The sequence below is a fragment of the Pseudomonas sp. G5(2012) genome (genome assembly GCF_000408945.1).
Classification (GTDB): domain Bacteria; phylum Pseudomonadota; class Gammaproteobacteria; order Pseudomonadales; family Pseudomonadaceae; genus Aquipseudomonas; species Aquipseudomonas umsongensis.
In genome coordinates this window covers 37,594-59,875 of sequence record NZ_APIO01000114.1, presented here as the reverse complement: position 1 = coordinate 59,875, position 22,282 = coordinate 37,594, and the positions used below count along the sequence as shown (strand labels likewise).

Sequence of the window (22,282 nt, the reverse complement as noted above, 5' to 3'; positions counted from 1 at the left end):
CCTGCGGCAGCTCCTACAAAGGAACGCAGCGTGCATGCTCAACTATCGACAATTGCATTACTTCTGGGTGGTGGCCAAGACGGGCAGCATCGTGCGCGCTTGCGAGCAACTGAACCTGACGCCACAAACCATCAGCGGGCAGATCTCGCTGCTCGAACAAACCTATGGCATTGAATTGTTCCGCCGGGTGGGTCGACAGCTTGAGCTGACGGAGGCAGGCCGGCAAACCTTGCCTTACGCCGAGCAAATGTTTCAGTTGGGGGGCGAACTGGAATTGATGCTGCGCGCGCAGCCCAACGAGCAGCAGATCCTGTTTCGCGTGGGCGTGGCCGACGTGGTGCCCAAATCCATCGTCTATCGCCTGATCGCGCCGACCATGGAGTTGAGTGAGCCACTGCGCATCACCTGCCGCGAAGACAAGCTCGAACGGCTGTTGGCCGACCTGGCCATCCAGCGCCTGGACCTGGTGATCTCCGACAGCCCGATGCCATCACACCTGGACATCAAGGGCTACAGCCAGAAACTCGGCGAATGCGGGATCAGTTTCTTCGCCACTGCCGAATTGGCGGCGCGCTATGGCCAGGACTTCCCCCGTAGCCTGCACGGCGCGCCCCTGCTGATTCCCGGGCCGGAAACCGTGGTGCGCAGCCGTTTGCAACGCTGGTTCGCCGAGCAGCAGATCCAGCCGCAGATCGTCGGCGAGTTCGACGACAGTGCCTTGATGCAGGCGTTCGGCCAATCCGGCAGCGGAATCTTCATCGGCCCGAGCGTGATCGCCAACGAAGTGCAGCGCCAATACGGCGTGCAAGTGATTGGCCAGACCGACGCGGTCAGCGAGTCGTTCTACGCCATTTCAGTGGAGCGCAAGGTCAAGCACCCTGGCATTGTCGCCATTACCGAAGGTGCCCGACGCGAGTTGTTTACCGAACTGTAAAGCCTCAGGCGCAGACTTCCCGGGGCTTGAACGTCATCAGGGCGATGGCCAGCAGGATTGAGGCGAGGATAAAAGCCGCTGCCGCGAAGCCAAGGCCTTGCAGCCCTACGCTGTCGATCACCCGCCCGCCGATCATCGCTCCCAGGCCAATACCCAGGTTGGCGCCGGCAATGTTCAGCGAAGCGGCGAACGCCGGCGCTTCAGGCGCGGCCTTCATCAGGCGCACGTGACTGACCAGGAACATCGCCGCCTGGGCCACGCCCCAAATGCCCATCGCCGCGGCCAGACCGAGGGGCGAATGAATGTTCGGCACCAATGCCACCAGGCCGGCAATCATGAACGCACAGAACATCATCGACGCCATCAGCGGGTGACGATCCACCGCACGACCGCCCAGCGAGTTGCCGATCAACCCGACCGCGCCGAAGCCCATCAGGCACCAGCCAACCACGGTGCCGTTGAACCCGGCCAGGCGCTCAAGGATATCGGCCAGATAGGTGTAGGCCGTGAACATGCCGCTGAACACAATCACCGACAGCAACACATGACCCAGCATCAGCGGGCTGCGCAGGATCTTCAATTGCGACAGCAAACTCACCTGATGCTGGTGCAGGTTGGTTTTCGGCAAGTAGATAAACAGCAGCAGTGCCTTGGCAAAGGCGATGACCGCCAGAATGGCGAAAGCACTGCGCCAGCCGAACGCATCGGAAATCAACGTGCCCACGGGAATGCCGAACACCGTGGCACAGACAATGCCGAAGCCGATCTTGGCAATGGCGCGGCCGGCGTAATCGGGACCGACGATGTCCACCGCGGTCTCACTGGCCAGCGCCCAGAACACCGGCAATCCCAGCGCCGGAATCAACCGGGCAAGCGCCATGACCCAGATGTTCGGCGCCAGTGCGGCCAGGGTGTTGGCCAGGCCAAACATGATCAACACCGAGATAAACAGCTTGCGCCGCTCGAAGCGGGCGAAGTACGCCGTGAGGAACGGTCCGAATGCGGCGACAGTGAAGGCAAACAGGGTGACCAGCAAACCAGCTTGCGGGATGCTGACGTCCAGGTCCCGGGCAATGGCCGGTAACAGGCCGACGATAACGAATTCCGTGGTCAGCACCGTGAAGCCGGCGGCAGACAACAGAAGAATGGGCAACAGCATGCAAAACTCCAGAAAACGACAACACCAGCGATAGCCCGAAGGCCCACTGGCAGACATGAAAATGAGGATGGCGAATATTAACAGAGTGATTGCGCACGCGGTTGCCCGAACCTGCAAATCGCGTCGCTTAGTCGAGCGGCAGTTCGTCACAGGCCTGAAGGATTCTTCCTACGCTGTGATAAAGTCCGCGCCCTGCAAAACGTACACCCAGCGCTCATCGACCTTTCATGACGTCGATAGCGCGACCCTCTTCGGTTTCCTGCCTGAAGCTGCTCTGCAGCAGCGGTGAAACCTTGCACTTATAAAAATCCGAGATGCCGTTTTATGACTGCTTCAGCCCCTTCTTTATTGCAACGCTTGAAACGCCTGAGCCTGGTCACGCAAATCGTGATCGGCCTGATCGCCGGTATCGCCCTGGCCTCGTTCGCGCCTGAAGCGGCGAAATCCACGGCGTTCATCGGCAAAGTCTTCGTCAGCGCGCTCAAGGCGGTCGCGCCGATTCTGGTGTTCGTGTTGGTCATGGCATCGATCGCCAACCATAAGCACGGCCAGGAAACCCATATCCGGCCAATTCTGTTCTTGTACCTGCTGGGGACTTTCGCTGCCGCCGTGGTCGCGGTGGTTGCCAGCATGATGTTCCCGTCCAGCCTGGTGCTGTCGACCCATGACGTTGCAGTGTCCGCGCCGGGCGGAATTGGTGAAGTGCTGCAAAGCCTGCTGCTGAGCGTGGTCGACAATCCGGTCAGCGCCTTGATGAACGCCAATTTCATCGGCATCCTGGCGTGGGCCATCGGCATGGGCATCGCCATTCGCCATGCCGGCGACACCACCCGTGAAGTGCTGGGCGACTTGTCCAACGGCGTGACGGTGATCGTGCGCCTGGTGATCTGCTTCGCGCCGCTGGGGATCTTCGGCCTGGTGGCCTCGACCCTGGCTACCTCCGGTTTCGGCGCCTTGATCGGCTACGCGCAACTGCTGGCCGTACTGCTCGGCTGCATGCTGTTCGTGGCGTTGGTAATGAACCCGCTCATCGTGTTCTGGAAACTGCGCCGCAACCCGTATCCGCTGGTGCTGACCTGCCTGCGCGAAAGCGGCATAACCGCGTTCTTCACCCGCAGCTCGGCGGCGAACATTCCGGTCAACCTGGAACTGAGCAAGCGCCTGGGCTTGCACGAAGACACCTATTCGGTGTCGATCCCGCTCGGCGCCACCATCAACATGGCCGGCGCGGCGATCACCATCACCGTGCTGACCCTGGCAGCCGTGCACACCCTGGGCATCGCCGTGGACATCCCGACCGCCATCCTGCTGAGCGTCGTTGCGGCAATCTGCGCCTGTGGCGCCTCGGGCGTGGCCGGTGGTTCGTTGCTGCTGATCCCGCTGGCGTGCAGCCTGTTTGGCATCCCGAGCGAAATCGCCATGCAGGTGGTGGCGGTCGGCTTCATCATTGGCGTGCTGCAGGACTCGGCCGAGACTGCGCTGAACTCGTCTACCGATGTGCTGTTCACCGCGGCTGCTTGCCTGGGCGAAGAACAGAAAGTCCAAAGATTGGCGTAACGCTGCAGACTCTGTGGGAGCGGGCTTGCTCGCGAAGGGGTCGTCAGCTTCAACATTAACGTTGCCTGACACACCGACTTCGCGAGCAAGCCCGCTCCCACAGGTCCGGTGCTGAGCATGAAAAATGATCGCCCACGAAAAAGCCCGCCCAGGCGCAAACCTGGGCGGGCTTTTTTGCAGCTGGACGGTTTAGAACGCGCCCATGTAGTCGCGCTTGCCCACTTCCACGCCGTTATGACGCAGCAGCGCATAGGCGGTGGTGACGTGGAAGAAGAACTGCGGCAGGCCGTAGGTCAGCAGGTAAGCCTGGCCGGAGAAACGCTTCTCTTTCGGCGTGCCTGGGCGGGTTACGATCTCGATGCCCTCCTTGCCGTTGATCTGCTCGGGCGTGAACTCGCCGATGTAGGCCAGGACCTTGGCGATCAGTGCTTGCAGTTCGGCGAAGGTGGTTTCGCTGTCGTCGTATTTCGGCAGTTCGACTTCAGCCAGACGGGAAGTCACGCCTTTGGCGAAATCAACGGCGATCTGCACCTGACGTACCAGTGGGAACATGTCCGGGTACAGGCGCGCTTGCAGGAAAGCGTTCGGGTCGATGTTTTTCGCAGTGGCGTGGGCCTCGGCTTTTTTCAGCACGTCGCTCAGGGCGTTGAGCATTTGCTGGAAAACAGGAACGGAGGCGTCGTACAGGGAAATAGTCATGGCAGTCTCGTGTGATGACAGGAGGAAAACGTCGGCCGATTATAGCCGTGCGCGGTCCTCCCGAGATCGCTCTTTTTGCTACTTGCCCGCACGCGCCTCCCGAGGCATGCCCAAGGCGCGCTCGGCAATGATGTTGCGCTGGATCTCGTTGCTGCCGCCATAGAGGGTGTCGGCGCGGCTGAACAGGTACAGAGACTGCAGCCGAGTCAGTTGATAAGGCGCAGCTTCGAGCAGTTCTGCCTCGGCGCCCAGTACGTCCATCGCCAGCTTGCCGAGGCTGGCATGCCAGGTCGACCAGAACAGCTTGTAGATGGTCGCCTCCTTGCGCAGCGATCCATCCTGGCTTCCCGAGAGCATGCGCAGCGAGTTGTAGCGCATGATCCGCAACCCACTCCAGGCCTCGGCCAGGCGTTGGCGCAGGATCGGATCGCGGGCAGCCCCGTTGCGCTTGGCGATGGCGATGATTTCGTTGAGTTCGTTCTGGAACTGCATCTGTTGGCCGAGGGTCGACACGCCGCGCTCGAACCCCAGCAACGCCATGGCGATTTTCCAGCCGTCGCCCGGCGCGCCGATAATATTGGCGGCGTCGGTGCGGGCGTCATCGAAGAACACTTCGTTGAACTCCGAGGTGCCGGTCAGTTGCTCGATCGGTCGCACGGTGATTGAAGCCTGGGCCATCGGGACCAGCAGGAAAGACAAACCTCGATGGCCGACGCTGCCCGGTTCAGTGCGAGCAATCACAAAGCACCAATCCGATTCATGGGCCAGGGAGGTCCAGACTTTCTGCCCGTTGATCACCCAACTGCCGGTCGCTTCGTCCAGCGTCGCGCGGGTCTTGACGTTGGCGAGGTCGGAGCCGGCCCCTGGCTCGGAATAGCCCTGGCACCAGAAGCTCGTGCCGTTGACGATCCCAGGCAGAAAACGCTGTTGCTGCTCGACCGTGCCGAATGCGGCAATAGTCGGCCCGGCCAGGCCTTCACCGATATGCCCCATGCGCCCTGGGCCGCCAGCGCGGGCGTACTCTTCGTGAAAAATCACCTGCCGCGTGATCGACAGCCCACGCCCGCCATGCTTAGGCGCCCAGCCGACGCATGTCCAGCCGCCCTCGGCCAGTTTACGCTCCCAGGCTTTGCGCTCTTGGGGAAACATGTGCTCATCGCCAGGGCCACCGCGAAAACGCAGGGACTCGAATTCGCCACAGAGGTTGGCGCTCATCCAGTCGGCGACTTCCTGGCGAAAGCACTCGTCTTGCTCGCTGAAACTGATTTTCATGGTTGCTCTCCAAGAATCACCGCGGCGATCCGCTCGCGATGCCAGGCCGGCAGCCCGAGGAAGCTCTCGCTGGCGCGGGCGCGCTTGAAGTAGAGGTGTGGGTCATATTCCCAAGTGAAACCGACGCCGCCATGCAACTGGATCGACTCGGACGCGCAGTGGAAAAAGGTTTCCGAGCACTGCGCCTTGGCCAGCGCTGCTGCCAGCGGCAGTTCGCCCGCCACGTCGGCATCGCCCCGGGGATCAAGGGCTTCCTGAGCGACGCACGCCGCGTAGTAGCAGGCCGAACGCGCGCATTCGACTTGCAGCATCATGTCCGCGGCACGGTGTTTGAGGGCCTGGAAACTGGCGATGGGGCGACCGAACTGCTGACGCTCCTGCATGTAGGCCACGCTGAGGTCGAGCACCTGCTGCGCGCCGCCGGTCTGTTCGGCAGCCAGGCCGATGCAGGCCAGTTGCAGGACCTGCTCCAGGTGCGGCCAGCCGTTGCCGAATGTACCCAGCAGGCAGTCGGCTTCGAGGTACAGGCCCTTGAGCTCGATGCGAGCCTGGCGCCGGGTCTGGTCCATGGTCGGCAGCATTTGCCGCTCGATGCCCGCCCGCGCGGCGTCAATGGCGAACAGACTGATGCCCGCCTCGCCGGTCGATCCGGGTTGCCGTGCGGCAATGATCAAGAGGTCGGCGCCATGGCCATCCAGTACATGCTTGAGCGTGCCGTCGAGGACAAAACCGTCGCCCTCAGCCACCACCGTGGCCTGGACATCGCCGGCCGACCAGCCGTTGGCACTGCTGAACGCCAGGGTCGCGGTCAGGCTGCCGTCGGCAATCGAAGGCAACCAACGCTGCTTCTGTTCATCATTGGCGGCCAGCAATAACGCTGGCGTGGCCATGCAAGCAGTGGCGAAAAACGGCGAGCACAACAATCGCCGCCCCATCTGCTCCAGCAGGATTGCCAGCTCGACGAAGCCCAGCCCGAGGCCGCCATAGGCTTCGGGAATATGGATCGCGGGCCAGCACATTTCCTGGCATAACCGCTGCCAGAGGGCCTCGTCGAAACCCCGTTCGCTGACCATTGCCGCGCGCACGGCGGCCGAATCCGACACATCGGCGAGCAAGCCCTCGGCCGATGAGCGGATCATTTCCTGTTCGTCGCTGAATGCAAACTCCATCGCGGCGCCTTCTGCTCGTCTGGTGGGGCACGCGTGGCGCAACACCCCTTTGAACATGAAGTCTGCCGCTGTGCGGGCGCGGTGAAATCGTCAGCCTTGCCTAGTCCGAACGAGCGATGCCGTGGACAATGAAGCGCTGCACGCAGGCAAGGCTCGACTAACCTCCATCAACGAGGTCTTATAAGCCGAGAAAATCCTGACCAACCCTTAGCGAGGTTCCAGACACTGTGAGTACTGAGCAAGAAACGACTTTCGACGAACCACGCCTGAACAGCACGGAAATCCGCATTCTGGGTTCCCTGATCGAAAAACAGGCCACCAGCCCGGAAACCTACCCGCTGACCCTCAATGCCCTGGTGATTGCCTGCAATCAGAAAACCAGCCGCGAGCCGGTGATGAACCTCACCCAGGGCCAGGTTGGCCAGAGCCTGCGCGCCCTCGAAGGACGCGGCTTCGCCAGACTGGTGATGGGCAGCCGCGCCGATCGCTGGGAGCACAAGGTCGACAAGGCACTGGAACTGGTGCCAGCGCAGGTGATCCTGACCGGGCTGATGTTTCTGAGGGGACCGCAGACGGTCAACGAACTGCTGACCCGCAGCGGGCGCATGCATGATTTCGAGGATGCGGAGCAGGTCGTGCATCAGCTGGAACGCCTGATCGCCCGTGGCCTGGCAGTGCTGATCCCGCGTCAGGCCGGACAACGCGAAGATCGTTATACCCACGCACTGGGTGATCCGGCGGATATCGAAGCGATCCTCGCGGCCCGCCAAAACGCGCCGGAGCGTGGTGCTGGCGGCGCGGTATCGGTTGAACGAATCGAGGAGCTCGAAGCACGAATTGCCGCGCTGGAAGAGCGCTTGGCACGCCTCGAATAAAGGGGCGAGCCTTTGCGGGCGGCAATTGCGGCTGCCCGTCAATCAATAGGCAAGGCTGCTGCGGGCAAACTCCACGGCTTTTTGAAACTGCTCATCGGTCGGGCGCACACCGGTATAAAGCACGAATTGCTCCAGTGCCTGGATCGCAATCACTTCGAGCCCGGTGATGACATGTTTGCCCTCGGTACGAGCGCGCACGATCAGCGGAGTTTCCGCAGGAACCGCGACGACATCGAAGACGATATCCGCAGCCGCAATGGCATGGGCATCGAACGCCAACTGCTCGGCATGTGGGCCGGTCATGCCGATGGGCGTGACGTTGATGAGCATTTGCGGACGTTGCTCACCGAGCTCGGCTTGCCACGGGTAACCCAGCGACTGGGCCAATGCCTGGCCCGCGCGCTCATTACGCGCCACGATCAGGCCATCGCGGTAACCGCCATCGCGCAAGGCGCTGGCCACTGCCTTGGCCATGCCGCCACTGCCAAGCAACGCAAACGTGGTGTCCTTGGACACCTGGTGGGTCTGCAGCAACTGGGCAATGGCGATGTAGTCGGTATTGAAGGCCTTGAGATGGCCGTCGGTATTGACGATGGTGTTGATCGACTGGATGGCTGCGGCAGAAGGGTCCAGTTCATCGACCAGGGCTATGCAGGCTTCCTTGAACGGCATCGATACACCGCAACCCCGAATTCCCAGGGCGCGAATGCCGCCGACGGCGCCCGGCAGATCCTGACTGGAAAACGCCTTGTAGTAGAAATTCAGCCCCAACTGCTCATACAGGTGATTGTGAAATCGCAGGCCAAAGTTCCCAGGGCGTCCGGAGAGGGACATGCACAGCTGGGTGTCTCTGTTGGGGTTCATCTGCATATGAATCTCCTTGTGCTGCACTTTCGGATGGAAGGGATTAGCCTGCCCATCGGGTTCTGATCAATCATATTTGCGTGCACTGGCGGACGCCGCATGACCGTAAGGATGACGACACAGACCTTACACAAAATTTACCCGGCGGCTGTGCTGTTTTTTTAAAAAAAGCTGTCTTAGAAGTATCCCCGCGACATTCCTTGAGTCTATTGCAGACACAAGCGCCGGGGCGAAGCACCGAGGAGTCATCATGATCCGTAGAATCCCCACAGTGGCTTTGCTGATCGGCGCCCTCGCGGTCGCAGGCCAAGCAGAGGCCCATGGCGGTGGCGGTTGGGAAGGTCCGGCGGTATTTGGCGCGATCGTCGGCTCTGCCATCGTTGGCTCGGCAATCATCAACAGCAACCGGCCTGTGTACGTGACGCCGCAACCGGTCTACGCCCAGCCGGTTTATGCGCAACCGCAGCCGGTGTACATGGCGCCGCCCCCACCGGTCTACTACCAACCCGCACCGGTGTATGTGGGGCAACCGATCTACTACCGCCCGGCACCGGTCTATTACGGCCCACCCCGTGGTTACTACGGCCCACCTCGCGGCTACTACGGTCCGCCCCACGGCTACGGCCGCTGGTAATCCCGCGCGCGCAATCCGCCGTTCGTCGTCACAGGTCTGGAAAGATCCTGTCGGTGTCGTTCTCGGGACAGTGTCGACCGGTGAAGTCGGCAAGATTGACTCGCCCTTCCCTTTTGCGCCAGCAACAGCAATAACGGCGCCTGCAACGGGTCAATAACAACAAGGACGAGCTCATGCCCACGCAAAACCCGCACCGCATCAATGGCCTGTGCACTTGCAGCAAGGTCTACAACGCCCTGACGGAACTCAAGCAGCTCGAAGGTCATCGCAGCGCCAAGTTCCTTTCGCTACTGACGCAGAACCTGGTGAGAAAGGGACTGCTCAGCGAGCAGGAAGTGGTTCATATGCTCGACCAGGTGGTCGTCTGAGCGTCAGCCGGTGGGCTGACCTCACTGGCATCAATGACCACTATTGAAAACGTTGATTTTCCCTCGACGCACCCGGACCGTAAGGTGACTCCACAGATTGATGGAGGTCCCTATGATGTCTCAGATTCAGATCATGTCCGTTATCGGCAGCGCCGTTCCCGCACCGCTCAGAGCGCTTGGGTTGCTCGCCTGCTGGTACCTGGTCCAGGACGGCGAACAAATCAGCGGCCCGCTGACCTCACTACCGGACGCCCAGGCGTTGTCCCTGCAAATCGGCACGGGACAGCCGGGCAAGCTCAGTGCCTAAGGCAGCTGAACCCGCGGTTTGGTCTCGATGAAAATGGCCCAGCTCGACATGAACAGGGCCGCGATCAACGGACCGATGACAAACCCGTTGAGCCCGAACAGCGCCAGGCCGCCCAGGGTCGAGATCAGGATCATGTAGTCCGGCATCTTCGTGTCCTTACCCACCAGGATCGGGCGCAGCACGTTATCCACCAGGCCGATTACGAATACCCCGAACAACCCCAGCACCACGCCTTGCCAGACTGCGCCGGTCAACAGGAAAAACGCCGCCACCGGCGCCCAGACAATCCCTGCCCCAACTGCTGGCAACAAGGACAGAAGCGCCATCAACACCGCCCAGACCAGCGCGCTCGGAATGTCGAGAAACCAGAAAATCATTCCGCCCAATGCACCCTGGGTAATCGCTACCAATAGGTTGCCCTTCACCGTGGCTCGCACCACGCGGTTGAACTTGAGCTGCAAACGGCGTTTCTGGTGTTCTTCCAATGGCACGGCCATGCGTACCTTGCGCGCGAGTTCAGCGCCGTCGCGCAGGAAGAAAAACAACAGGTAGAGCATGATGAAAAAGCTGACGATGAACTCGAATGTACCCTGGCCAAGACTGAACACCCGATTAGTCACCTCGCCGCCTGCCATCGCGCTCTTGACGATTTTCTCCCGAAGCCCGTTCAACTCTCCCACGCCGAACCGATCGAGCAAATGCTGGAAATACGGTGGCAAGTGATGCTTGAACTGCGTTACATACGCGGCAATGTCCAGCTCACCGCTCTCGATACTCTTGTACAGCGCCGTCCCTTCCTGAACCAGCAGGAAGCTGATGATGATCACCGGCAGGATCGCAATCACCAGGCAGATGCTTAACGTACAGAACGACGTCAGGTTGCGCTCCCAGCCGAACTTGAGCTGCAGCCGGCGCTGCATGGGCGCAAAGACAATCCCCAGGATCACCGCCCAGAACACCGCACCGTAGAATGGCAGCAGGATCCAGATGAACGCGATGCTCACCAACACCAGCAAAACCGCCAGCGATTTATCTTTTAGCGTCTCTTCGTTCATATCCGATCCTGGCCAGTCACCGGGCGCAACGTTGCGCCCTGATGCTTAGGCCATCACAGCGAGCGCGAGTGCCGTACGTTGTTCAAAAAGCATCGGAGGAAGGCGCCCAGGGGACCAATGGTGAAAATCCGGGCAAAAAAAAGGGGAGCACATGCCCCCCCGAGGTTTAAAGCGTTGTATCGCGGCCGTTAACTCAGCCTTCGATCTCGATCAGGATCTCGCCCGGGTTCACCCGGTCGCCCTTGGCCACGTGAATGGCGGTGACTTTGCCGGCGATGGCGGCCTGGACTTCGGTTTCCATCTTCATCGCTTCGGTGATCAGCACAGCCTGGCCCGCCTTGACACTGTCGCCTTCCTTGACCAGCACATCGACGATGTTGCCCGGCATGGTGGTGCTGACGTGGCCCGGTGCGCTGGCCTGCTTGCGCTTGCTGCTACCACCGCCGACGAATTCGTTGAGCGGCTCGAACACCACTTCTTCCGGCATGCCGTCGATGGACAGGTAGAAGTGACGCTTGCCTTCAGCCTTGACGCCCACACCGGTGATGTCGACGCGGTAGGTTTCGCCGTGGACGTCGATGACGAATTCGGTCGGCACGCCTTCGCCGCCAGCCGAAGCGACGCCACCGGCTTCCGGAATCGGCAACAGCACTTCCGGGGTCAGGGTGCCCGCTGCACGCTCTTCGAGGAACTTGCGCCCGATGTCCGGGAACATGGCGTAGGTCAGCACGTCTTCTTCAGACTTGGCCAGGGCACCGATGTCCGCACGCAGCTTGGCCATTTCCGGCTTGAGCAGGTCAGCTGGGCGCACGTCGATCACTTCTTCGCTGCCGATAGCCTGGCGACGCAGTTGCTCGTTCACTGGGGCCGGCGCCTTGCCGTAGCCACCTTGCAGGTACAGCTTCACTTCGTTGGTGATGGTCTTGTAGCGCTCGCCGGCCAGCACGTTGAAAAACGCCTGGGTGCCGACGATTTGCGAAGTCGGGGTCACCAGTGGCGGGAAGCCGAGGTCTTCGCGAACCCGCGGAATCTCTGCCAGCACTTCGCTCATGCGGTTCAGGGCGCCCTGCTCTTTCAACTGGTTGGCCAGGTTGGAAATCATCCCGCCCGGCACCTGGTTGACTTGAACACGGGTGTCGACCGCGGTGAATTCGCTTTCGAACTGGTGGTACTTCTTGCGCACGGCGTAGAAGTACAGGCCGATTTCCTGGATCAGCTCGAGGTTCAGGCCGGTGTCGTACTCGGTGCCCTTGAGGGCCGCGACCATCGACTCGGTGCCTGGGTGGCTGGTACCGGAGGCAAAGCTGGAGATTGCGGTGTCGATGTGGTCGGCGCCGTTTTCAATCGCCTTGAGCTGGCACATGGTTGCCAGGCCGGCGGTGTCGTGCGAGTGAATGAACACTGGCAGCGATTGCTCGGCCTTCAGCGCCCTGACCAGTTCGCCTGTGGCGTAGGGGGTCAGCAAACCAGCCATGTCCTTGATCGCCACCGAGTCGCAACCCATGGCTTCCATTTGCTTGGCCTGTGCCACGAACGCGTCGATGGTGTGCACCGGACTGGTGGTGTAGGCGATGGTGCCCTGGGCGTGCTTGCCGGCGGCTTTCACCGCTTCGATGGCGGTACGCAGGTTACGCACGTCGTTCATGGCGTCGAAGATGCGGAACACGTCGATGCCATTGACCGCTGCCTTGGCGACGAAAGCCCTGACCACGTCGTCGCTGTAGTGGCGATAGCCCAGCAGGTTCTGGCCGCGCAGGAGCATTTGCAGGCGAGTGTTAGGCAACGCGGCGCGCAGTTGGCGCAGACGCTCCCACGGGTCTTCCTTGAGGAAGCGTACGCAGGCGTCGAACGTTGCGCCGCCCCAGCATTCCAGCGACCAATAGCCAACCTTGTCGAGCTTGTCGCAGATCGGCAGCATGTCTTCAGTGCGCATGCGGGTCGCGAGCAGCGATTGGTGGGCGTCGCGCAGGATGGTGTCGGTTACGAAAATCTTCTTGGACATTGTTCTATTCCTCACAGGCCTGCGTGGGCGGCGATGGCGGCGGCGATGGCCAGGGCCAGCTCTTCGGGTTTGCGCTTGATCGAGTAGTTGGTCAGTTCAGGGTGGCTTTCGACGAAGCTGGTGTTGAACTGGCCGCTACGGAATTCCGGGTTACGCAGGATTTCCTGGTAGTAGGCCGCGGTGGTCTTGACCCCTTGTACGCGCATGTCGTCCAGCGCGCGCAGGCCGCGGTCCATCGCTTCTTCCCAGGTCAACGCCCAGACCACCAGTTTCAGGCACATGGAATCGTAGAACGGTGGAATGGTGTAGCCGGTGTAGATCGCCGTATCGGTCCGTACGCCCGGGCCGCCGGGTGCGTAGTAACGGGTGATCTTGCCGAAGCTGGGCAAAAAGTTGTTTTTCGGGTCTTCGGCGTTGATCCGGAACTGCAGCGCGAAACCGCGATGCTGGATGTCTTCCTGTTTCACCGAGAGCGGCAGGCCGGATGCAATGCGGATTTGCTCGCGGACGATGTCGATGCCAGTGATTTCTTCGGTGATGGTGTGTTCCACCTGCACCCGGGTGTTCATTTCCATGAAGTACACCTCGCCCTCGGCGAGCAGGAACTCCACGGTACCTGCGTTCTCGTAACCCACGGCCTTGGCTGCGCGCACCGACAGGTCGCCGATGTAGGCGCGCTGTTCCGGGGTCAGTTGCGGGCTCGGTGCGATTTCGATGAGCTTCTGGTTGCGGCGCTGGATCGAGCAGTCACGCTCGAACAGGTGCACCACGTTGCCAAAGCTGTCGCCGAGGATCTGCGCTTCGATGTGCTTGGGGTTAACGATGCACTTTTCCAGGAACACTTCCGCGGAACCGAACGCCTTGGTGGCTTCGGAAATGACGCGCGGGAACGCCTGTTCAAGTTCTTCACGGCTGTTGCAGCGACGGATACCGCGACCGCCACCACCGGAGGTAGCCTTGAGCATCACCGGGTAGCCGATACGGTCACCCTCGGTCAGGGCTTCTTCGATGCCCGAAACGTTGCCTTCGGTACCCGGGGTGACCGGGACACCCGCCTTGATCATGCTGCGGCGAGCTTCGGTCTTGTCACCCATCCGGCGAATGACTTCAGCCGATGGACCGATGAATTTGATCCCGCGTTCGGCGCAGATGTCGGCCAGTTCAGCGTTTTCCGAGAGGAATCCGTACCCAGGGTGCAAGGCATCGCAACCGGTTTCCACCGCCAGGTTCACCAGCTTGCGCGGGTTCAGGTAACCGGCCAGTGGCTCGGCACCAATACTGTGGGCCTCATCCGCACGTTTGACATGCAGGGCATGGCGATCGGCGTCGGAATAGATCGCGACCGAGCGAATGCCCATTTCGGCACAAGCGCGTACGATTCGTACGGCAATTTCACCGCGGTTGGCGATCAGGATCTTTTTTATCACTTGGAGTTTCCCTTGATCCGGTGGTACCCACGACCTGCTAGACCAGGTCGACGAGTGACCAAATGTTTCAATTTGGTCGCACCGCCACACTAGCGCTCACAAGGGATTAACAAAAATGAATAATTATTGGGTCATGCATAAGTAAAGACTTATAGTTGACGCACCAGCCGTGGCCAGAGTGTTCAAAAAATGCGTAAGTCCTTGATGCGAATGACATTACGTCAATTGCAGATCTTCAACGAAGTCTGTGACCTGAGGTCCTACAGCCGGGCAGCCGACGAAATGTCCCTCACGCAACCGGCCGTCAGCCTGCAGATTCGTCAACTTGAAGAGCTGGTTGGCCAGCCCCTGTTCGATTATGTCGGCAAAAAACTCTACATGACCGAGGCCGCAGAAGCGCTGCAACGAGCGAGCCGGGACATTTTCGGGCGGCTGGAAAACCTCGACATGCAACTGTCGGACATGCAGGGCTCCTTGCAAGGCCAATTAAAACTGGCGGTGGAATCGAGCGCCAAGTATTTCGTACCGCATCTGTTTGCCGCCTTCAAGCGCCAGCACCCGGAAGTGAACCTGCAACTGACGGTGGTCAATCGCGCCCAGGTGATTCGGCGACTGTCGGACAACCGCGACGACCTGGTGATCATGTCCATGGTGCCGCAGGACATGGGGCTGGAGTTCCTGCCGTTCTTGAACAATCCGATCGTTGCTGTGGCACCGCCGGACCACCCGCTGTGCCATCAGGGGCCTTTGCGCCTGCAGGATCTTGAGCCTTACACCTTGCTGATGCGCGAGGTGGGTTCGGGCACGCGATTGGCCTGCGAGGAATACTTCAAGGAGAAACGTGTGCACTTCAACCAGACCCAGGAGGTCTCCTCGGCCGAAGCTCAGCGCGAATGTGTGCTGGCGGGCCTGGGCGTGGCTCTGTTGACGCGCCACGCCCTGAACCTTGAATTGGCCACCGGCGGCTTGATCGAGTTGCCGATCGAAGAACTGCCGCTCTACCGCAGCTGGTGCCTGGTACAGGCCAAGGCCAAACGCCTGTCACCGGTGGCTCACGCCTTCCTTGCGTTCATTCGAAGCGAAAGAATTCAGATCAGCGCGCTGGTTGAGCGCTTCGACGGGAAGCTGTCGCGGCCGCCTGCCAGTAATTGAGCTCAAGGTCGCCAGTAAAATCGGCAATCTCGGCCAGCAGCTGACGCTGCTCACAACGATCTTCGATCGCACGGCGAAACGCCATGCGGCGCCGGTCTTCCTGCTGGCGACGGGTTTTGACGACACTGTTGCGTTCTTCGTAGGGCTGGGCCATTTGAGTTCTCCCAAGTCGAATACGGGAGTTTCAAGATAGGCGCGAGGGATGACGGTTTGGCGGCGGGTCGGTGACAGAGAGATGAACAATCAAAAGATCGCAGCCTGCGGCAGCTCCTACAGGGATTTGTGAACACCTGTAGGAGCTGCCGCAGGCTGCGATCTTTTGACCTTAGTCGTCCAGCGCTTTCACCGACTTGGGTGACAGGCGCAAGCTGCGCAGGCTGCGCTTGACGCTCTTGAGGTGGTTGACCAGGCTCGGCCCGCGGGCCATGGCCACGCCCATGGCCAACACATCGATCACCACCAGGTGGGCGATGCGCGAGGTCAGCGGCGTATAGATTTCGGTGTCTTCGTGCACGTCGATGGCCAGGTTGACGGTCGACAGTTCAGCCAAAGGCGTCTGGCTAGGGCACAAGGTGATCAATGAGGCGCCGCTCTCACGCACCAGGTTGGCGGTGATCAGCAGATCCTTGGAGCGGCCGGACTGCGAAATGCAAATCGCCACGTCGCTTGGTTTCAGGGTAACCGCCGACATCGCCTGCATGTGCGGATCGGAATACGCCGCCGCCGTGAGCAGCAAGCGGAAGAACTTGTGCTGCGCATCCGCCGCCACCGCACCAGAGGCGCCGAAACCATAGAATTCGACGCGCTGGGCCTGGGACATGAGCGTCACCGCACGCTGCAACTCCAGCGGATCGAGCTTCTCGCGAACCTCCATCAGCGTGTGCAGGGTGGTGTCGAAAATCTTCAGGCTGTAGTCCGCTACCGAATCGTCCTCATGGATCGCGAACTGCCCGAAACTCGCGCCCGCCGCCAGGCTCTGGGCCAGCTTCAGCTTCAAGTCCTGGAAACCCGAGCAACCGATGGCGCGGCAAAAGCGCACGATGGTCGGCTCACTGATCCCCACGCTGTGGGCCAGGTCCGCCATGGAACTGTGCATCACGGCCGCAGGATCAAGCAAAACGTGATCGGCGACCTTGAGCTCCGACTTGCGTAACAGGTGGCGAGACTGGGCGATGTGTTGCAGCAGATTCAAAGGGCTGGACTCTTTTTTATTTGGCAGGCGCCGGGGATGTAGCACGCTTGTAGTTATACTACATGAATCGCCTTTTTGCCTGCTCAATAAGTAACTGAATTGTCTTCGTCACACCCTGTTTTGGCGGGATGGGCTTTATGTAGCAGCGGATCCGGCCTTTGCCACCCAGGATTTTTTGCGAAAAAAAGCCCGCAGTGTGAGCGGGCGAAAGACCAAAGAAGCTATATGCGCAGTCGCTTCCAGGTGGAGAAAGCTGCTTGGGGGATCAGCTTCCTCGGTACGTTGAATAGCTGTAGGGCGAAATGAGCAGCGGTACATGGTAGTGATCCTGCTCGGCAGAGATGCCAAAACGTAGCACCACCACATCCAGGAATGCCGGCTCCGGCAACTGGACACCACGGGCGCGGTAATAGTCGCCCGCATGAAACTGAACCTGGTAGACGCCGGTCCGGTACTCATCGCCTTGCAGCAGCGGCGCATCGACACGACCATCGCTGTTGGTTATCGCGCTGGCGACCAATTCCAGCTGCGAACCTTCAACGCGGTACAACTCGACCTTGATCGAGCTGCCCGGGCAACCATGTGCAGCGTCCAAAACATGTGTAGTCAAACGTCCCATTGATTCTGCGCACCTGTCTGCGTGGAGCAGCCAGGCTTCGCGCCTCCCGAAGTCAGATGAAAAGGAGACCGCACCGATTCGGAGCACGAAAAGCTGCGGCGAGCTATTGATTAAGACACTTTTCAAAAAAATTGTACACAATAAAAACGACATTTTTGCGACTGATGGCGCCAACGATAAAAATCCCGCGGATTTCCTGTGAAACCCGCCACCTCTGAACCGTGCAATCATTAACTGACCAGCCAGGCAGGTTTCTTGCAGGTGCTTGTCATTAACACGCAAAGATGACCGTTAACGAAAAATGCAAAAAATCAGGCTTACAAAGTGAATATAAAGTTGTATACAATCACCCCATCGCTGTGACGCCACCCAGTGATCCAACCTTTAGTCGCGTCACACCAACTGTCACCACGAATATAAGAAGGAAGACTGCAGTGAGCGCTGACTACCCTCGCGACCTGATCGGTTACGGCAGTAACCCTCCGCACCCACACTGGCCGGGCAATGCCCGCATCGCCCTGTCATTCGTTCTCAACTACGAAGAAGGCGGCGAGCGCAATATCCTGCACGGCGATAAAGAGTCCGAAGCATTCCTCTCGGAAATGGTGTCTGCCCAGCCGCTACAGGGCGCGCGCAACATGAGCATGGAATCGCTTTACGAGTATGGCAGCCGCGCCGGCGTCTGGCGGATTCTGAAGCTGTTCAAGGAATTCGACATTCCGCTGACCATCTTCGCCGTGGCGATGGCCGCCCAGCGTCACCCGGATGTGATCCGCGCGATGGTCGATGCCGGCCACGAAATCTGCAGCCACGGCTACCGCTGGATCGACTACCAGTACATGGACGAAGCGCAGGAACGCGAGCACATGCTCGAAGCGATCCGCATCCTCACCGAAATCACCGGCGAGCGTCCGCTGGGCTGGTACACCGGTCGCACCGGCCCCAACACCCGCAAGCTGGTGATGGAAGAAGGCGGTTTCCTATACGACTGCGACACCTACGACGACGACCTGCCCTACTGGGAACCGAACAACCCGACCGGCAAGCCGCACCTGGTGATCCCGTACACCCTGGACACCAACGACATGCGCTTCACCCAGGTGCAGGGCTTCAATAAGGGCGACGATTTCTTCGAATACCTCAAGGATGCGTTCGACGTGCTCTACGCCGAAGGCGCGGAAGCCCCGAAAATGCTGTCGATCGGCCTGCACTGCCGCCTGATCGGCCGTCCGGCGCGTCTGGCTTCGCTCAAGCGCTTTATCGAATACGCTAAAAGTCATGAACAGGTGTGGTTCAGCCGCCGCGTCGACATCGCGCGCCACTGGCAGGAAACCCACCCGTACCAAGGGGCCGCGAAATGAGCGCCTTTCAAACATTGAAACCCTCGACCCTGAGCCGCGACGCCTTCGTCAAAGCCTTCGCCGACATCTACGAACATTCGCCATGGGTGGCCGAGAAGGCCTTCGACCTGGGCCAGGACGCTTCGATCGACCAGATCGAAACCCTGCACCAGCGCATGAGCGACATCCTGTTGAGCGCTGATCACGAAAGCCAGTTGGCCCTGATCAACGCTCACCCGGACCTGGCTGGCAAAGCTGCCGTCCAGGGCCAGTTGACCGAAGCCAGCACCCATGAACAGGCTGGCGCCGGTATTCACCAATGCACGGCCGAAGAGTTCCAGCGCTTCACCGAGCTGAACGACGCCTACAAGGCCAAGTTCAAGTTTCCCTTCATCATGGCGGTAAAAGGCAGCAACCGGCATCAGATCCTCGCGGCGTTCGAAACGCGCATCCACAACCCGGTAGATACCGAGTTCAAGTGCGCGCTGGCGGAGATCAACAAGATCGCCCTGTTCCGATTACTGACCCTATAGCGAGTTTTGCCCGAGTGTTAAAAACGCTGAAGCACCCAGGGCACTGCAAGCATCCCAAGCCAACTTATTAAAGGCAGACAAGAAGAATGAAAGCTTACGCCGTACCTTTCGAGAAGTTCGTCAACCTGGCCGACGCCCGCCTGGGCACCAAGATCATCTCGGTCACCGATGACTGGTTCGCAGACGCCAACCGTCTGTTTCAACCGACCCCGGCCGTATGGAAGGAGGGCGTGTTCGATGATAACGGCAAGTGGATGGACGGCTGGGAGTCGCGCCGCAAGCGCTTCGAAGGCTACGACAGCGCCGTGATCCGCCTGGGCGTGCCTGGCTCGATCAAAGGCGTGGACATCGACACCTCATTCTTCACCGGCAACTTCCCGCCGTCGGCTTCCCTGGAAGCCTGCTTCCTGGCCGAAGGTGAGCCAGACGAAAACACCCAGTGGACCGAAGTGCTGTCGGCCGTCGAGCTGCAAGGCAACAGCCACCACTACCACGAAATCAGCAACGACCAGGCGTTCAGCCACCTGCGCTTCAACATCTACCCGGATGGCGGCGTGGCTCGCCTGCGCGTGTACGGCATCCCGTTCCGTGACTGGTCCGCCGTGGGCGACAACGAGCAAGTCGACCTGGCCGCAGCCCTCAACGGTGGCCGCGCCCTCGCCTGCTCCGACGAACACTTCGGCCGCATGAGCAACATCCTCAACCCGGGCCGTGGCATCAACATGGGCGACGGCTGGGAAACCGCACGTCGTCGCACGCCAGGCAATGACTGGGTGATCGTCGCCCTCGGCCATCCGGGCGAGATCGAGAAAATCATCGTCGACACCCTGCATTTCAAGGGCAACTACCCGGACAGCTGCTCGATCCAGGGCGCGTTCGTGAAGGGCGGTACTGACAGCCAGATCGAAACCCAGTCGCTGTTCTGGCGCGAACTGCTGCCAAGCCAGAAGCTGGAAATGCACGCCGAACACACCTTCGCCGAGCAGATCAAGGCCCTGGGCCCGATCACCCACATCCGCCTGAACGTGTTCCCGGACGGTGGTGTGAGCCGCCTGCGCGTCCTCGGCAAGGTCGCTAAATAAGGTGTAGATGATCGTTCCCACGCTCCGCGTGGGAATGCATACCGTGACGCTCCGCGTCACAGTGGACGCGGAGCGTCCATGGCGGCGTTCCCACGCAGAGCGTGGGAACGATCAAATTCAAAAGATTAAGAAGACCAGCATGCGCACACTGACGATTGAACCGCTGACCAAAGAAGCCTTCGCCCCTTTCGGTGACGTGATCGAAACCGACGGCAGCGATCACTTCATGATCAACAACGGTTCGACCATGCGCTTTCACAAACTGGCGACGGTGGAAACCGCCACGCCAGAGGACAAGGCGATCATCAGCATCTTCCGCGCCGACGCGCAGGACATGCCGCTGACCGTCAGCATGCTGGAGCGTCATCCGCTGGGCAGCCAGGCTTTCATTCCGCTGCTCGGCAACCCCTTTCTGATCGTGGTCGCGCCACTTGGCGATGAACCTGTATCAGGCTTGGTCCGCGCCTTCGTCACCAACGGCAGGCAGGGCATTAATTACCATCGCGGCGTCTGGCACCACCCGGTGCTGACGATCGAAAAGCGGGATGACTTCCTGGTGGTTGATCGCAGTGGCACAGGCAATAACTGCGATGAGCATTTTTTCAAAGAGGATGAGCGTTTGATCCTCGCCCCCCACCAATAAGAGAAGGTCTGATCACTCGACAACAGAGTGACAGGCGAGAGGTAAAGACTGTGGAAGCACATCTGTTGGAATGGCTGAACCTGAGCGTGCGCTGGGTTCACATGATTACTGGCGTGGCCTGGATCGGCGCATCGTTCTACTTCGTCTGGCTGGAAAACAACCTCAATCGGGTCAACCCGAAAAGCGGTCTGGCCGGTGACTTGTGGGCGATCCATGGCGGCGGTATCTACCACCTGGAAAAATACAAACTGGCTCCACCGACCATGCCGGACAACCTGCACTGGTTCAAATGGGAAGCCTACTTCACCTGGATGTCGGGTATCGCGCTGCTGTGCGTGGTGTTCTATTCCAACCCGACGCTCTACCTGCTGGCTCCGGGCAGCACCCTGAGCGGCCCTGAAGGCGTGGCCATCGGTATCGGCTCGTTGTTCATCGGCTGGTTCATCTACTCCTTCCTCTGTGACTCGGCCCTGGGCAAACGCCCTGCCCTGCTGGGTTTCATCCTGTTCGTACTGATCATTGGCGCCGCCTATGGCTTCAGCAAGGTGTTCAGCGGTCGTGGTGCATACCTGCACGTCGGCGCGATCATCGGCACCATCATGGTCGGCAACGTGTTCCGCATCATCATGCCGGCGCAACGCGCACTGGTGGCGGCCATCGCCGAGAACCGCACGCCCGATCCGGCGCTTCCGGCCAAAGGCCTGCTGCGTTCGCGCCACAACAACTACTTCACCTTGCCGGTGCTGTTCATCATGATCAGCAACCACTTCCCGAGCACCTACGGCAGCCAATACAACTGGCTGATCCTGGCCGGGATCGCGGTACTGGCGGTGTTGGTGCGTCACTACTTCAACACCCGTCACGACAGCCACAAGTTTGCCTGGACCCTGCCGGTGGCAGCGGTGGGCATGATTTGCCTGGCCTATGTGTCCGGTCCGAAACCGATGTCCAGCGCGCCTGAAGTGGCCAAGGCACCTGCCGCGATCGAGTACCAGCCTCTGCCGGAAACAGCAGTGGGTGGTGGTTTGAAACCGGCTGAAGCAAAACCTGCCGAAGCCCCTGCAACCGCGCAAGTTAAGGCGTCCAACGCCGGCCCTGGTTTCGACAAGGTGCACAGCGTGATCCAGGAACGCTGCGCAGTCTGTCATTCGGCCAAACCGACCAGCCCACTCTTCAGCGCCGCTCCCGCCGGCGTGATGCTCGACACCCCCGAGCAGATCCGCCAGAACGCGGCGCGCATCCAGGCTCAAGCGGTTGCCACCCAGATCATGCCGTTGGGCAACATCACCCAGATGACCCAGCAGGAACGTGACCTGATCGGCGCCTGGATCGTTCAGGGTGCCCCGACCAATTAAGCAATAAAAGCTTCGCGAGCAGGCTCGCTCCCACACAGACAATG

The 22,282-nt window shown here is 60.3% G+C and carries 23 protein-coding genes; 12 read left to right on the top strand and 11 right to left on the bottom strand.

The features are described from left to right. Positions 1-34: 34 nt before the first annotated feature. Entirely contained in the window at positions 35-934 is a 900-nt protein-coding gene (gene nhaR / locus PG5_RS27955; RefSeq protein WP_020800439.1) for a transcriptional activator NhaR, read from the top strand. 4 nt (positions 935-938) lie between these two features. Here nhaR and PG5_RS27950 read toward each other — a convergent pair whose 3' ends face one another. Next, a complete protein-coding gene (locus tag PG5_RS27950; protein ID WP_020800438.1) occupies positions 939-2,093 on the bottom strand; it encodes an MFS transporter in 1,155 nt (384 codons plus the stop codon). Between the two features lie 324 nt (positions 2,094-2,417). Between PG5_RS27950 and sstT the strand changes: the two genes are divergently transcribed. Beyond that, the gene (gene sstT / locus PG5_RS27940; protein ID WP_020800436.1) at positions 2,418-3,650 is read left to right on the top strand and encodes a serine/threonine transporter SstT; all 1,233 of its coding nucleotides are present in this window, start codon (positions 2,418-2,420) and stop codon (positions 3,648-3,650) included. A gap of 189 nt (positions 3,651-3,839) precedes the next feature. On the opposite strand, the gene PG5_RS27935 is transcribed toward sstT, so the two are convergent. From PG5_RS27935 to PG5_RS27925, 3 genes are all read right to left on the bottom strand, one after another. Continuing rightward, on the bottom strand, positions 3,840-4,349 hold the full coding sequence (locus PG5_RS27935; protein WP_020800435.1) for a DUF1993 family protein: 510 nt from the start codon (positions 4,347-4,349) through the stop codon (positions 3,840-3,842). Positions 4,350-4,427: 78 nt separating this feature from the next. Continuing rightward, on the bottom strand, positions 4,428-5,621 hold the full coding sequence (locus PG5_RS27930; RefSeq protein WP_020800434.1) for an acyl-CoA dehydrogenase family protein: 1,194 nt from the start codon (positions 5,619-5,621) through the stop codon (positions 4,428-4,430). Further along, complete coding sequence (locus PG5_RS27925; protein WP_020800433.1) at positions 5,618-6,790, bottom strand: acyl-CoA dehydrogenase family protein; 1,173 nt, start codon at positions 6,788-6,790, stop codon at positions 5,618-5,620. Before PG5_RS27925 ends, PG5_RS27930 begins: the two co-directional genes overlap by 4 nt. 227 nt (positions 6,791-7,017) lie before the next feature. Between PG5_RS27925 and PG5_RS27920 the strand changes: the two genes are divergently transcribed. After that, complete coding sequence (locus PG5_RS27920) at positions 7,018-7,665, top strand: YceH family protein (RefSeq protein WP_020800432.1); 648 nt, start codon at positions 7,018-7,020, stop codon at positions 7,663-7,665. Positions 7,666-7,707: 42 nt separating this feature from the next. Here the strand turns inward: PG5_RS27920 and PG5_RS27915 are convergent, their stop codons facing one another. After that, a complete protein-coding gene (locus PG5_RS27915; protein ID WP_020800431.1) occupies positions 7,708-8,535 on the bottom strand; it encodes a shikimate 5-dehydrogenase in 828 nt (275 codons plus the stop codon). A gap of 244 nt (positions 8,536-8,779) precedes the next feature. Between PG5_RS27915 and PG5_RS27910 the strand changes: the two genes are divergently transcribed. The 3 genes from PG5_RS27910 (at position 8,780) to PG5_RS27900 (ending at position 9,838) form a co-directional block, all read left to right on the top strand. After that, positions 8,780-9,163: a hypothetical protein gene (locus PG5_RS27910; protein ID WP_020800430.1), complete on the top strand. Its 384-nt coding sequence runs from the start codon at positions 8,780-8,782 to the stop codon at positions 9,161-9,163. Positions 9,164-9,336: 173 nt separating this feature from the next. Continuing rightward, positions 9,337-9,531, top strand: coding sequence for a hypothetical protein (locus PG5_RS27905; protein WP_020800429.1), 195 nt, complete (start codon positions 9,337-9,339; stop codon positions 9,529-9,531). Positions 9,532-9,646: 115 nt separating this feature from the next. Further along, positions 9,647-9,838: a hypothetical protein gene (locus tag PG5_RS27900; RefSeq protein WP_032831464.1), complete on the top strand. Its 192-nt coding sequence runs from the start codon at positions 9,647-9,649 to the stop codon at positions 9,836-9,838. On the opposite strand, the gene PG5_RS27895 is transcribed toward PG5_RS27900, so the two are convergent. The 3 genes from PG5_RS27895 to PG5_RS27885 form a co-directional block, all read right to left on the bottom strand. Next, on the bottom strand, positions 9,835-10,893 hold the full coding sequence (locus PG5_RS27895; RefSeq protein ID WP_020800428.1) for an AI-2E family transporter: 1,059 nt from the start codon (positions 10,891-10,893) through the stop codon (positions 9,835-9,837). The genes PG5_RS27900 and PG5_RS27895 overlap by 4 nt on opposite strands. 193 nt (positions 10,894-11,086) lie before the next feature. Continuing rightward, the gene (gene oadA / locus PG5_RS27890; protein ID WP_020800427.1) at positions 11,087-12,895 is read right to left on the bottom strand and encodes a sodium-extruding oxaloacetate decarboxylase subunit alpha; all 1,809 of its coding nucleotides are present in this window, start codon (positions 12,893-12,895) and stop codon (positions 11,087-11,089) included. Positions 12,896-12,906: 11 nt separating this feature from the next. Next, positions 12,907-14,322, bottom strand: a complete 1,416-nt coding sequence (locus PG5_RS27885; RefSeq protein WP_008056950.1) for an acetyl-CoA carboxylase biotin carboxylase subunit — start codon at positions 14,320-14,322, stop codon at positions 12,907-12,909. 189 nt (positions 14,323-14,511) lie between these two features. On the opposite strand from PG5_RS27885, the gene PG5_RS27880 reads away from it, so the two are divergent. Continuing rightward, positions 14,512-15,474 carry a LysR family transcriptional regulator gene (locus PG5_RS27880; protein ID WP_033042890.1) on the top strand — a complete coding sequence of 321 codons (963 nt, stop codon included), beginning with the start codon at positions 14,512-14,514 and terminating at the stop codon, positions 15,472-15,474. Here the strand turns inward: PG5_RS27880 and PG5_RS27875 are convergent. The 3 genes from PG5_RS27875 to uraH all read right to left on the bottom strand — a co-directional run bounded on the left by PG5_RS27875 (position 15,416) and on the right by uraH (position 17,285). Further along, positions 15,416-15,628, bottom strand: coding sequence for a PA3496 family putative envelope integrity protein (locus PG5_RS27875; RefSeq protein ID WP_033042891.1), 213 nt, complete (start codon positions 15,626-15,628; stop codon positions 15,416-15,418). The two genes, PG5_RS27880 and PG5_RS27875, sit on opposite strands and share 59 nt — an antisense overlap. 171 nt (positions 15,629-15,799) lie before the next feature. Further along, a complete protein-coding gene (gene hexR / locus PG5_RS27870) occupies positions 15,800-16,666 on the bottom strand; it encodes a transcriptional regulator HexR (protein WP_008056956.1) in 867 nt (288 codons plus the stop codon). Positions 16,667-16,931: 265 nt separating this feature from the next. Next, on the bottom strand, positions 16,932-17,285 hold the full coding sequence (uraH, locus tag PG5_RS27865) for a hydroxyisourate hydrolase (protein WP_020800424.1): 354 nt from the start codon (positions 17,283-17,285) through the stop codon (positions 16,932-16,934). Positions 17,286-17,719: 434 nt separating this feature from the next. On the opposite strand from uraH, the gene puuE reads away from it, so the two are divergent. The 5 genes from puuE to PG5_RS27840 all read left to right on the top strand — a co-directional run bounded on the left by puuE (position 17,720) and on the right by PG5_RS27840 (position 22,238). Then, on the top strand, positions 17,720-18,646 hold the full coding sequence (gene puuE, locus PG5_RS27860; protein ID WP_020800423.1) for an allantoinase PuuE: 927 nt from the start codon (positions 17,720-17,722) through the stop codon (positions 18,644-18,646). After that, on the top strand, positions 18,643-19,158 hold the full coding sequence (gene uraD, locus PG5_RS27855; protein ID WP_020800422.1) for a 2-oxo-4-hydroxy-4-carboxy-5-ureidoimidazoline decarboxylase: 516 nt from the start codon (positions 18,643-18,645) through the stop codon (positions 19,156-19,158). Before puuE ends, uraD begins: the two co-directional genes overlap by 4 nt. Positions 19,159-19,244: 86 nt before the next feature. Then, positions 19,245-20,240, top strand: a complete 996-nt coding sequence (alc, locus tag PG5_RS27850; RefSeq protein ID WP_020800421.1) for an allantoicase — start codon at positions 19,245-19,247, stop codon at positions 20,238-20,240. A 139-nt stretch (positions 20,241-20,379) separates the two neighbouring features. Then, a complete protein-coding gene (locus tag PG5_RS27845; RefSeq protein ID WP_007988150.1) occupies positions 20,380-20,883 on the top strand; it encodes an ureidoglycolate lyase in 504 nt (167 codons plus the stop codon). A 50-nt stretch (positions 20,884-20,933) separates the two neighbouring features. Continuing rightward, positions 20,934-22,238, top strand: a complete 1,305-nt coding sequence (locus PG5_RS27840) for a urate hydroxylase PuuD (RefSeq protein ID WP_033044497.1) — start codon at positions 20,934-20,936, stop codon at positions 22,236-22,238. Positions 22,239-22,282: the final 44 nt, after the last annotated feature.